Raw genomic sequence first — 12,441 nt, 5'->3', positions numbered from 1 at the left:
AATATTACTCCTATATTTCTGGGTCAAAGAGTCCGGCCTGCCGGTCGGCACCTTTGGGTTGTTACGGCTGCGCGGGAGAGGTGTCCCGCCGCAAGCCCGCCACCAGTACAAGAAATCCCTGCACGGCTTTTTCGGAAGCGGCGCGTGGGTCGTCTGCGCTGGCGATCCACAGCGATGCGCCCAGCAGCGCCCCGTTTATCAGGCGGGCCGTCGCCAGGGGATCGACGGGGCGTATGACTGCCTCCTCGATCAACTTCTGGAGGCTGCGGCGCGTGTTCACGATGCACACGTTCTGGCAGAGCCACTGGGAGGGATCGCCCAGAACCGCTGGCCCGTCCAGCAGGACGATCCGCTGGACTTCGGGCTCGACGGCCATCTTGATGTAGCCAATGCACTCCTGAACGAAGCCGTCCCAGGTGGACTCCGCCTCCTCGACGATGACGGCCAGTCGGCCAGATATCTCTGCATCAATCTGGGCGATGACCGCCTCCAGCAGCCCTTTCTTTCCACCGAAGTGGTGATAGAGCGCTCCGCGCGTCAGTCCGGCTTGGGCCGTCAGCTCATCCATTGAACTGTCCGCATATCCCACGGTTGCGAACGCAGCGCGGGCGGCACTGATGAGCTTGGCCCGCGTTTCCTCAATCATCTCTGCACGCTTTTGTGCCATTAGGTCGTCCTCCGATTTTTCACATAAGAAGTGTATGTAAATGATTGACATACGTTGCGTATGAGTGGATGATAAATGGCATACGTCACGTATGTCAAATTTTATCAACCGGGTTTCGCCATCCCTTCGAGACTGAAAACAATGAGCACATTGCCTTACCTTGCGGTCCTGCCTTCCTGGCGCCGCGCCTTGCCGTTAGCTGCGGCGAGCTTGCTGGCGCTGTCCCTAGCTGGCTGCAATAGCGACGCCGCCGACGCGGTCGCCGCCCCTCCACCCACGGTCAGCGTGGCACCTGTGTCGGTGCGCAAGATCGTCCTATGGGATGAGTTCAATGGCCGCGTCGAGGCGGTGGAAAGCGTTGCGCTGCGGCCACGTGTGAGTGGCTACATCGACAGGGTCAATTACGAAGAGGGCCAGATCGTCAAACGTGGCGACGTGCTGTTCGAGATTGACGCTCGCAGTTACCGTGCTGCTCTGGCTCGCGCGGAAGCAGACTTGGCCCGCGCCCGCACGCAGGCCGCACTGGCACGTAGCGAAGCGGCCCGTGCTCAAAAGCTGGCTTCGTTGCAAGCAGCCTCCACCGAGGAGTTGGAGCAGCGCCACGCCGCCGCCGATCAGGCCCAAGCCAACGTGCAGTTCGCCCAAGCCGCAGTCGAGACCGCCAAGTTGGATCTGTCGTTCACCCAGGTACGTTCGCCCATCACAGGCCGCGCCGGACGTGCACTGGTCACGGCAGGCAACTTGGTGAGTGCTGACGGCCAGGCCAGCATCCTGACCACCGTAGTCTCGCTGAACCCGGTGCACGTGCATTTTGATAGCGACGAGCGTACCTATCTGCGCTACGCCCACATGGCTCGCAACGGAGAGCGCCCCGACCAGCGCAGCGAAAGTATCCCGGTGCAGGTGGGCCTGGTCGGCGAGAACGGCTATCCACACGCCGGAAACGTGGACTTCGTGGACAACCGTGTCGATGCGGCCACCGGCACCATCCGCGCACGCGCCACCCTGGTCAATCCCGACGGCCTGCTTACGCCGGGCCTCTATGCCCGAGTGCGCCTGCCGGGTAGCGGCAGTTTCGAGGCCATGCTGATCGACGACAAGGCCATCCTGACCGACCAGAGCCGCAAGTACGTGTATGTGATCGATGAGAACAACACCGCCCAGCGCCGCGACATCACGCTGGGACGCAAGGCCGAAGGCCTGCGCATCGTCGAGGAAGGTCTAAATCCCGGCGACCGCGTGATCGTCAACGGCATCCAGAAGGTTTCTGTCGGCATGCCAGTGACGGCCCAGGACATTGAAATGGCGCCTGCAGGCCGACAAATCGCCCAGGCGAGCGAATGAGCGCGGAGAGCCAGCCATCATGAACTTTGCCCGCTTTTTCGTGGACAGGCCGATTTTTGCGGCCGTGCTGTCCATCATCATTTTCGTGGTTGGGTTGATCGCGATCCCGCTCTTGCCCGTCAGCGAGTACCCGGAAGTCGTGCCACCCAGCGTACAGGTTCGCGCCACGTATCCTGGCGCAAATCCGCGCGAAATCGCCGACACGGTAGCCGCACCACTGGAGGCATCCATCACCGGCGTGGAAAACATGCTCTACATGAAGTCCGTGGCCGGTAGTGATGGCGTGTTGGTGCTGACCGTCACCTTCCGTCCTGGCACCGATCCCGACGACGCCCAGGTCAAGGTACAGAACCGTGTCGCCCAGGCAGAGCCGCGTCTTCCCGAAGCGGTGCGCCAGCAAGGTGTGGTGACCGTCAAACAGTCCCACAACGAAACGCTGGTCGTGCAGTTGCGCTCGCCGGGCGATCGCTATGACGCGCTGTACCTGCGCAACTATGCCGTGCTCCATGTACGCGACGAGTTGGCACGCATCCAGGGGGTGGGCGATGCCAAGATCTACGGCTCTGGCGACTACGCCATGCGCTTATGGCTGGACCCCGACAAAATTGCGGCGCTGGGTATGACCGCCGGCGATGTGGTCGAAGCCGTGCGCGAACAGAACGTCCAGGTCTCGGCCGGTCAACTAGGTGCGCCGCCCAACCCCTCGGGAAGCGACTTCCTCCTGTCCATCAATGCGCAGGGCCGGCTGGTGACGGAAGAAGAGTTCGGCGACGTCATCGTCAAGACCGGATCGCAGGGTCAGGTCACCCGGCTGCGAGATGTGGCGCGCGTGGAAATGGACGCATCCAGCTACTCGCTGATGTCGTTGCTCAACAACAAGCCTGCTGTCGCGATCTCTGTCCTTGAAGCCCGGGCGCCAATGCCATCGAAATCTCGGATCAAGTCCGCGCGAAGATGGACGAGTTGGCCAAGCGCTTTCCCGAGGGAGTGGAATGGTCGGTGGAGTATGACTCAACTGTCTTCGTGCGTCAGTCGATCAAGGCGGTCGTCAACACTCTGCTGGAAGCCATCGGACTGGTGGTGCTGGTGGTGATCTTGTTCCTTCAGACTTGGCGTGCCTCCATCATCCCACTGCTAGCCGTGCCGGTGTCGGTGGTAGGCACCTTCGCCGTGCTGCTGATGCTGGGCTTTTCCATCAATACGCTCACGCTTTTTGGACTCGTGCTTGCCATCGGGATCGTGGTGGACGACGCGATCGTGGTGGTGGAAAACGTCGAGCGCAACATCGCCGAAGGGCTGGCGCCGCTGGCTGCGGCCCATCAGGCCATGCGCGAAGTCAGTGGCCCCATCGTCGCCATCTCGCTGGTGCTGTGCTCGGTATTCGTGCCTATGGCATTCCTGTCCGGCGTGACAGGGCAGTTCTACAAACAGTTCGCCGTCACCATTGCGATCTCCACGGTAATTTCGGCCATCAACTCGCTGACGCTGTCGCCTGCGCTGGCCGCGCGCCTGCTTCGCCCGCATGGTGCCGCGCCAGACCTGCCCACGCGGGTGCTGGATCGCAGTCTGGGCTGGATATTCCGGCCGTTCAACCGTTTCTTCCTGCGCAGCGCGGATGGCTATGGAAACAGCGTGTCGCGCATCCTCGGGCGGCGTGGTGCGGTGTTTCTCGTCTACATCGCGCTACTGGTGGCGACGGGAGCTGTGTTCAAGGCCGTCCCTGGCGGATTCATCCCCATGCAGGACAAGCTGTATCTCATCGGTGTCATCCAGCTACCCGAGGGTGCATCCCTGGAGCGCACGGAAGCGCTGGTCCGCCGTGTGAGCGACATCGCGCTCAAGACCGATGGCGTCTACAACGCCGTGCAGTTCCCGGGCATGAACGGCTTGCAGTCGACCAACACGTCCAATAGCGGCCTAGTGTATTTCGTACTCAAGCCCATCAATGAGCGCAAGCACACTGCAACCGAGATTGCGGAACAGTTGAACGAGCGCTTCGCTCAGGAGCAGGACGGTCTGGCCTTTGCCATCATGCCGCCCCCTGTCATGGGGCTGGGCGCGGGTTCCGGGTTCTCTCTTTACGTGCAGGATCGCAACCGTGAGGGCTATGCCGCATTGCAGACGGCGACCACCGAGCTGGCGACGGCCATCTCGCAAGAACCGGGATTCCAATATCCGATCAGTTCCTATCAGGCCAATGTGCCGCAGCTTGACGCCGTAGTGGACCGCACCAAGGCGAAGGCACAGGGCGTGGCCGTGACCGATCTTTTCGATACGCTGCAAGTGTACCTGGGTTCGGCGTATGTCAACGACTTCACGCGCTTTGGCCGCACCTTCCGGGTGATGGCTCAGGCGGACGCACCGTTCCGCAGTTCTGTCGAGGACGTGGTCAAACTGCGCACCCGCAACGCCAATGGCGACATGGTGCCCATCGGCAGCATGGTGGACGTGCGCAAGACATTCGGCCCCGATCCCGTCATCCGCTTCAACGGCTATCCATCTGCCGACCTGATTGGTGAGTCAGATCCGCGTCTGGTGTCGTCATCGCAGGCATTGCAGCAAGTGCAATCCATTGCAGACAAGGTGCTGCCGCCAGGCATGCAACTGGAGTGGACCGACCTCAGCTACCAGCAGGTCACGCAAAGCAATACCGCGCTGGTGGTGTTCCCGCTGGCGGTACTGTTGGTCTTCCTGGTGCTGGCGGCACTGTACGAAAGCTGGACGTTGCCGCTGGCCGTCATCCTGATCGTGCCCATGAGCCTGTTGTCGGCCATGACGGGCGTGTGGCTCGCGGGTGGTGACAGCAACATTTTCGTGCAGATTGGCTTGATAGTGCTGATTGGTCTGGCCTCCAAGAATGCCATTCTGATCGTGGAGTTCGCCCGTGAACTTGAGCGCAAGGGGCACAGCATCCTCGATGCCGCGCTGGAGGCATCACGCCTTCGTCTGCGCCCGATCATCATGACTTCCATCGCCTTCATCGCTGGCGTGGTGCCGCTGATGGTCGGTTCCGGCGCAGGCGCGGAGATTCGCCAGGTTATGGGAGTGACTGTGTTCGCCGGCATGCTCGGCGTGACCTTGTTCGGTTTATTCCTGACTCCTGTTTTCTACGTCGCGTTACGCAGGCTCGCGACGCGCAAGCCACGTCGCCAGGCAAATGTCGCCATGGAGGCCACCCATGTCTGACTCCACAAGGACTGATTCCGTCATGCTTCAAACGCCATCCCGCATCCGACCATGCCTACGTCGGATGCCACATCTGGTACTGCTCCCTTTGGTGGCGTTGACGCTGGCAGCTTGCGCAGTAGGGCCGAATTACAAGGCACCTGCCGCGCCCCAGGCAGTGACGTATGCCCGCCAAGACCCCGTTGCCGTGTCCCAGCTTGTACCGGAGGCCGATGCGCAATTCTGGCGGGAACTGGATGACCCGGTGCTGCACTCTTTGGTGGAGAATGCTCTTCACGCCAATCACGACATCCGCATAGCACTGTCGCGCTACGAGCAAGCCAGCGCACTGTCGCGCGAACGTCGCCAAGACTACTATCCGACGCTGGGCGCGTCCGGTGAAATCAGTACCCAGCGCGCCAGTGCTGCACAAGCACCGGATGCGTCCCGCTCCGACCGGGATAACGATCTGCATTCGGCTGGCCTATCCGTGATCTGGGAATTGGACTTCTTTGGCCGAGTGCGGCGCAGCGTGGAATCGCAGCGCGCCGAGACCGAGGCCAGCGCAGCCGACCTGGCGGGCGTACAAGTGGCTATGGTGGCCGAGTTGACCGACGCCTATTTCCGCTTGCGCGGCTTGCAAGTGCAATTACAGGTCGCGCGGGACAACGAAATCAACCAAGCCGATACGCTGCGGCTGATCGAGGTCTTGTTCGAGAACGGCCGGGGCACGTCGTTCGATGCCGACCGCGCCCGCACGCAATTGGCGCTGACACGCTCGCGCATTCCGCCGCTTGAAGCTGAGGCTGCTGTGGCCGCCCACCGCATTGCCGTGCTCACTGGCCGCACGCCTGCGGCGATGGCCGAAGTGCTGGATCACCCCGCAGCCTTGCCTGAGCTGCCCGCCCAGATCAACGCCGGTGCACCGGGCGATCTACTGCGTCGCCGTCCCGATGTGGCTGCGGCAGAACGTAGGCTGGCTGCGGCCACTGCGCGTATCGGCGTAGCCATGGCAGACCTGTTCCCTCGCTTTACGTTGGGAGGGCTGATCGGCACGCAGGCGTTGGGCTTTGGTTCGTTGTTCGAGCGTGATAGTGAAACGCGAATGATCTCGCTCGGTGTGGGTGGTTCCTTCCTAGACGTGGGCCGGGTGCGGTCGCGCATCGCGGCGGCCAATTCAGCCACTGCCGAAAACTTGGCGGTATACGAGCGCACGGTGCTGCGCGCCATGGAAGAAACCGAGAACGCGCTGGTACGCCTATCGCGCGCGCAGACCGAGTACGCCATGCTGGTACAGGCGACCGAGGCCAGCCGCCGGGCAGCCAAGACGGCTCGCCTGCAATTTGAGGGCGGCGCCATCCATGTTTTGGATGTGCTGGAGGCCGAACGTTCACGCTTGGAGTCCGAAGACTTGCTGGCACAAAGCGCCACCCGCAGGGCGACGGCGTTGGTGGCGGTCTACAAGACGCTGGCCGGCGGCTGGTCACACGCCTTGCCCGGACCGCAGGGCGAGGCAGTCGCGCAGCGCCACAAAAGCGGCGACAGGCCTGAACTGGATGAACTCGGTGAGATGAGCGGCTACAACGCTGCGACTCTCAAACGGCCTTTGTACTGACAACAGGAGGCGAAATGGAGATTCGACACTTACGCTGCTTTCTCGCTGTCGCCGAAGAACTACATTTCGCCCGCGCGGCGGAGAGGCTGCACATCGAGCAGTCACCGCTGTCGCGCACTATCAAGGAGCTGGAGGAGAGCCTGGGCGAACAGTTGTTCATTCGTACCAGCCGCAGCACGCGGCTGACACGGGCGGGCAAGCTGTTTCTGGAGCATGTGCCGCGCATCTTCACCGCCTTGCAGCAGGCGCGCGATAGCGTGAATGCAGCCACCAACGGCTTCCACGGTCAGTTGCGTATCGCACTGTCCGACGGCATCACGCCCTCGCGCCTGCCGTCCTTGCTGGCGCTGTGTCGGCAGGAAGAACCCGAAGTCGAGATTCGCCTGTTCGAGGTACCCTTGTCGCAGCAGATCAAGGGACTGCATGACGACCTTTACGACGTGGGCTTTGCCCAGTCCGATGAAGTTGGAGAAGGCATCACTGCCGAAGCCGTTTGGAGCGATGCGCTGATGGTGGCGGTTCCTGCACGTCATCCGCTTTTGAAGCACAAGCGCATCCCGCTGGAAGAAGTGCTGCGCTATCCGCTGGTGTTGTGCGATCCGCACGTATGCGAAGGCCATGCTCGCCAAGTCGAGCGCGTACTGCGCCGGATAGATATGGAGCCGCTGATTGCCGAACGTGTGGCTTCGTGCGATTTGATGATGGCGTTAGTGTCGGCGGGCTTTGCGCTGGGCCTAGCCGGAGCGCCGCATATCGCAGGCAGCCGTGAGCCTGGGATTGTGGCTCGGCCGCTGGCGGGTCGCTCACCCATGCTGACCACTTATGTGCTGCACCGGGAAGGTGGATCCTCGGACGTGCTGTCACGCTTTATCGAGCGTGTGCAGGCCATCGAATCGCCGGACGGCATCAGAGCCACGCCCCCCTTGAACCCGATTCCCAAGAGGAAGTCGAGTCATGACCATGAAGCAGATCGCCCCATTCCTGTTGGTCGCCGCGCTGTCCGCTTGCGGCCAGTCCGAAACACCGAAACAGGCAACCAATGTACCGACCGTGGAAGAGCTGGTCGCAGATCCTGCGCGCCTGAGGGAGCTGCGCCGCCAGTGCAAGACCGAACGCCCGACGATGGGAGACGTGCTGTGCAACCGGGTGGCCGAGGCGACGAACAAGCGCTTCTTTGGCTATGGAAACACGCCCTACACGCCGCCGAAGTTCTGATTGTTGGCTTTCTGCCGCGAATCTTGATTTTTCTTTCTCGACACGCCGCCGCGCGCTCACGCCTGCGGCGTTTTTACTGGTTTCGCCTCTGCATGACACCATGCTTTTTGCATCACCTTGCTGCCGATAACGGTCTTTGACCGGCACTGAACCGGCACCGATCCTGACGCCTGCGGCACGCCTTTGTGCCGCGTTTTCCACGGGGAATCAGCGCAGGAGAAATCGGAGGCCAGGGTATGCAAGCTCAGGGCGTGTTGTTCGGGCAGATCGCCGCCGTCTTCGGCATCGTGATCGCCGGTGTGTGGGGTGCCACGCAATGGACCGCCGCCGCCTTGGGCTACCAGCTACGCCTGGGCGCGCCCTGGTTCGACTTCCACGGCACGCCGGTCTATTACCCGTGGAAGCTGTTCGAGTGGTGGTTCTTCTTCGACGCCTACGCGCCGCAGGTGTTCGACACCGGCGGCATGATCGCGGCGAGCAGCGGCCTGCTGGCCGTGGTGGTCGCCATCGCCATGTCGGTGTGGCGCTCGCGCCAGGCGCGCAAAGTGACGACCTATGGCTCGGCCCGCTGGGCCGATGTCGCCGACATTCGCAAGGCCGGGCTGACGCAGCCCGCCGGCGTCTTTCTCGGCCAGCATGACGGCCACTACCTGCGGCACGAAGGGCCGGAACACGTCCTGACCTTTGCGCCCACGCGCTCGGGCAAGGGTGTGGGCCTGGTGGTGCCGACGCTGCTGTCCTGGCCGGCATCCGCCGTCATCCACGACATCAAGGGCGAGAACTGGCAGATCACCGCTGGCTGGCGCAGTCGATTTAGCCACTGCCTGCTGTTCAACCCGACCGATGCCAGTTCGGCGGCCTACAACCCGTTGCTGGAAGTGAGGCGCGGCGCGCACGAGGTGCGCGACGTGCAGAACATCGCCGATATCCTGGTCGATCCCGAAGGGGCGCTGGAGAAGCGCAACCACTGGGAGAAGACCAGTCATGCGCTGCTGGTCGGCGCGATCCTGCATGTGCTCTACGCGGGAGAGGACAAGACGCTGCGCGGCGTGGCGAACTTCCTCAGTGACCCGGCTTGCCCGTTCGAGCTGACGCTGCATCGGATGATGACCACGCGGCATCTTGGAGATGTACCGCATCCCGTTGTCGCGTCCGCCGCCCGCGAAGTGCTCAACAAGTCGGACAACGAGCGTTCCGGCGTGTTGAGCACCGCCATGTCGTTCCTCGGCCTGTACCGTGATCCGACCGTGGCCGCAGTCACGTCGCGCTGCGACTGGCGCATCGCCGATCTGATCGCGTCTGCATCCCCTGTGTCGTTGTATCTGGTGGTGCCGCCTTCGGACATCAGCCGCACCAAGCCGCTGATCCGGTTGATCCTCAACCAGATCGGGCGACGGCTCACCGAGTCGCTCGATGGCAGCGACGGCATTGAGCGCCGCCACAAGCTGTTGCTGATGCTCGACGAGTTCTCGGCTCTGGGGCGCCTGGACTTCTTCGAGACGGCGCTGGCCTTCATGGCCGGCTACGGCATCCGCAGTTTCCTGATCGCGCAGTCGCTCAACCAGATCGACAAGGCGTATGGGCAGAACCATTCGATTCTGGACAACTGCCATGTGCGCGTGACCTTCGCCACGAATGACGAACGCACGGCGAAACGGATCTCCGAAACGCTGGGCACGGCTACCGAACTGCGTGCGCAGCGGAACTACGCAGGCCATCGACTTGCGCCGTGGCTCGGCCACCTGATGGTGTCCCGCCAAGAGACGGCGCGGCCGCTACTGACGCCCGGCGAAGTCATGCAGCTTGCGCCAGACGAATCAGTGGTGATGGTGTCCAGCGTCGCGCCGATCAAGGCCAAGAAGTTGCGCTACTACGCTGATGCCAATTTCAAGCAGCGGGTACTGCCGCCGCCTGCGCTAACGGCAGGCCGCTATGCCGATGTGCCGCCTGCACGTCCCGATGACTGGAGCGGTTTGGCGATCCCGGCCGTGCCTGCGGCACAGGCCACGGCATCTGCCGATGACCTGGGTGGCTCCGACGACGGCGGCCCCGCCGTCAGCCCGAGCTGTCCGAAACCGTCGCCTACGACCCCGAACCCGATTACACGCCCAGCGACTTGGCGCTGCTCGATGACGACGACATGCCCCGCTGCTTCCCGGCCAGTTCGACCCCGCCCTGCAACGCACGGCGCGGCTGGCATCTCTCGACCCAACGACGGAATCGACCTATGAGCCAATACCGATTGAACCTGTTCATCCAGCACGAGCACGCCAAGCGTCTGGACGAGCTGGCCGCGAAGAAAGGCGTGTCAAAGTCCAGCATCGTCGCCGCTGCCTTGGCGTCCTGGCTGTCACCCGATGCCGGCGACCAGCGTGAGGCCGCCATCGCCAAACGACTGGATCGCCTGTCGCGGCAGGCCGAGCGCCTGGAGCGTGACCAGAACATCCAGATCGAGACGCTGGCGCTATTCGTCCGCTACTACCTGACCGTCAGCACGCCGGTGCCGGAGGCCCATCAGGATGCGGCTCGCGCGCAGGGCAAGGCGCGCTTCGAGCAGTTCGTCGAACAGTTAGGCCGCCACCTGCTGCGTGGCCGCAGCCTGGTACGGGACGTGGTGGAAGAACTGCATCCCCAGGATCGTGAGTTCGAGATGCGCATGGATGACGCGGCCGCGATGGCCGCCGCCCATGAACGCACTGCGGAGCGTGCGTCATGAGTGCCGTTCCTCCAATCCCACCAGAACCACGCTCATCCGCTGCGGCGTCCCAGGATCGCCGCATCCAGATGCTGCGCACGGCGATGGGGCCGGTGATCGCCGCTGCGCTGGAAGACCCGGACGTGGTGGAAGTGATGCTCAACCCCGACCGGACATTGTGGGTGGATCGGCTGTCGTCTGGCCGTGCGCCGCTCGGCGTAGAACTGCCCGAAGCCGATGGCGAACGCATCATCCGCCTGGTCGCCGCCCATGTCGGTGCGGAGGTGCATCGCGGCCAACCGCTCTTGACCGCCGAACTGCCTGAAACCGGCGAACGCTTCGAGGGCATCCTGCCGCCCGCCGCACCCGGCCCGGCCTTTGCGCTGCGCAAGCGTGCCGTGAGCATCATCGGTCTGGATCGCTATGTGGCTGATGGCATCCTGACCACTGGGCAGGCCGAGTTTCTGCGTCATGCCGTGCGCGAGCGGCACAACATCCTGATCGCCGGAGGCACCAGCACCGGCAAGACCACGCTGGCCAATGCCTTGCTGGCCGAGATCGCCGCCACCGGCGACCGCGTGCTGGTGCTTGAAGACACCATCGAACTGCAATGCGCGGCCCGCGACCATGTGCCGCTGCGCACCCGCGCCGGCGTCGTGTCCATGACCGAGCTGGTGCGGGCCACGATGCGCCTGCGGCCCGACCGCGTGATCGTCGGCGAAGTGCGCGGCGGCGAAGCGCTGGATCTGGTGAAGGTCTGGGGCACCGGCCACCCCGGCGGCATCGCCACCATTCATGCCGGCTCCGCGTTGGGCGCGCTGCTGCGCCTGGAGCAACTGATCCTCGAAGTGGCGGTGAATCCGCCCCGCGCCCTGATCGCCGAGGCGGTCAATGTCGTGATCCACATCGCAGGCCGCGGCCGCAAGCGCCACGTCGAAACCATTTCCCGCGTCGTCGGTTTCGACGGCGCGGGCTACCGCCTGGCGGATGCGCTGGAAGCGACGCTTCCCGAGCTGCCGCCGGTTCCTCTTACAGCCGCTGCCGCTACGCCTTCCTCGATCCCTGAACAACCTGGAGAACTGCCATGACGCACGTTGATGCTTTCCGTCTTTCTGTAAACCCGCTTTCCCCGCTGCCCATGCTGGCGCGTTTGCATCGCCTGGCCCGACCCGCAGGACAAGGGTTGCTGCTCGCGGTGTTGATGCTGTTGCTGGCGGGCACGGCGCAGGCCGCCGGTTCCTCAATGCCGTGGGAAGGCCCGCTGCAATCCATTCTCGAATCCATCCAGGGGCCGGTAGCCCGCATCGTCGCGGTGATCATCATCATCGCCACCGGCCTGGCGTTGGCCTTCGGCGATACCAGTGGCGGCTTTCGCAAGCTGATCCAGATCGTCTTCGGCCTGTCCATCGCCTTCGCGGCTTCGAGCTTCTTCCTGTCGTTCTTCAGCTTCTCCGGCGGGGCCGTCGTATGAGCACGGCCACCGATCTTCCGGGCTTTGAAGTGCCGCTGCATCGCTCGCTGACCGAGCCGATCCTGCTGGGCGGTGCGCCGCGCACCGTGGCGATTGCCAACGGCACGCTGGCCGCCGCCGTCGGGCTGGGCCTGCAACTGTGGATTCCCGGCGTGGTGCTCTGGATCGCCGGCCATTCGCTGGCGGTCTGGGGCGCGCGCGTCGATCCGCAGTTCATGCAGGTCTTCGCCCGGCACATCAAGCACAAGCCGCTGCTGGACGCATAGGGG

General features: G+C 63.5%; 8 protein-coding genes and 3 pseudogenes. 10 read left to right on the top strand and 1 reads right to left on the bottom strand.

Annotated features, from left to right (window positions below; genetic code table 11):
- Nucleotides 1-61: 61 nt before the first annotated feature.
- Complete coding sequence (locus H9K75_RS14320) at nt 62-667, bottom strand: TetR/AcrR family transcriptional regulator (protein ID WP_023047514.1); 606 nt, start codon at nt 665-667, stop codon at nt 62-64.
- Between the two features lie 141 nt (nt 668-808).
- Between H9K75_RS14320 and H9K75_RS14315 the strand changes: the two genes are divergently transcribed.
- The 10 genes and pseudogenes from H9K75_RS14315 (at nt 809) to H9K75_RS14270 (ending at nt 12,438) form a co-directional block, all read left to right on the top strand.
- Nucleotides 809-2,011 carry an efflux RND transporter periplasmic adaptor subunit gene (locus H9K75_RS14315; RefSeq protein WP_008294933.1) on the top strand — a complete coding sequence of 401 codons (1,203 nt, stop codon included), beginning with the start codon at nt 809-811 and terminating at the stop codon, nt 2,009-2,011.
- 19 nt (nt 2,012-2,030) lie between these two features.
- Nucleotides 2,031-5,197, top strand: a pseudogene (locus tag H9K75_RS14310) (efflux RND transporter permease subunit).
- Between the two features lie 64 nt (nt 5,198-5,261).
- Entirely contained in the window at nt 5,262-6,791 is a 1,530-nt protein-coding gene (locus H9K75_RS14305) for an efflux transporter outer membrane subunit (protein WP_022960603.1), read from the top strand.
- A gap of 14 nt (nt 6,792-6,805) precedes the next feature.
- A pseudogene (locus tag H9K75_RS14300) lies at nt 6,806-7,720 on the top strand (LysR family transcriptional regulator); the annotation flags it as partial.
- Nucleotides 7,721-7,751: 31 nt separating this feature from the next.
- A complete protein-coding gene (locus H9K75_RS14295) occupies nt 7,752-8,006 on the top strand; it encodes an EexN family lipoprotein (protein WP_024718240.1) in 255 nt (84 codons plus the stop codon).
- Between the two features lie 236 nt (nt 8,007-8,242).
- Nucleotides 8,243-10,237, top strand: a pseudogene (locus H9K75_RS14290) (conjugal transfer protein TraG).
- On the top strand, nt 10,234-10,722 hold the full coding sequence (locus H9K75_RS14285; RefSeq protein WP_008294937.1) for a ribbon-helix-helix protein, CopG family: 489 nt from the start codon (nt 10,234-10,236) through the stop codon (nt 10,720-10,722). Before H9K75_RS14290 ends, H9K75_RS14285 begins: the two are co-directional and overlap by 4 nt.
- Nucleotides 10,719-11,789: a P-type conjugative transfer ATPase TrbB gene (gene trbB, locus H9K75_RS14280; RefSeq protein WP_124164493.1), complete on the top strand. Its 1,071-nt coding sequence runs from the start codon at nt 10,719-10,721 to the stop codon at nt 11,787-11,789. Before H9K75_RS14285 ends, trbB begins: the two co-directional genes overlap by 4 nt.
- A complete protein-coding gene (locus H9K75_RS14275) occupies nt 11,786-12,172 on the top strand; it encodes a TrbC/VirB2 family protein (RefSeq protein WP_022960600.1) in 387 nt (128 codons plus the stop codon). The genes trbB and H9K75_RS14275 overlap by 4 nt, the downstream gene beginning before the upstream one ends.
- Entirely contained in the window at nt 12,169-12,438 is a 270-nt protein-coding gene (locus H9K75_RS14270; protein ID WP_003462917.1) for a VirB3 family type IV secretion system protein, read from the top strand. The genes H9K75_RS14275 and H9K75_RS14270 overlap by 4 nt, the downstream gene beginning before the upstream one ends.
- The last annotated feature ends 3 nt before the right edge of the window (nt 12,439-12,441 follow it).

The organism is Diaphorobacter aerolatus, from assembly GCF_014489535.1.
GTDB lineage: Bacteria > Pseudomonadota > Gammaproteobacteria > Burkholderiales > Burkholderiaceae_C > Diaphorobacter_A > Diaphorobacter_A aerolatus.
Note: the sequence above shows the minus strand (reverse complement) of the source record. Positions and strands in the feature narration are given on the sequence as shown.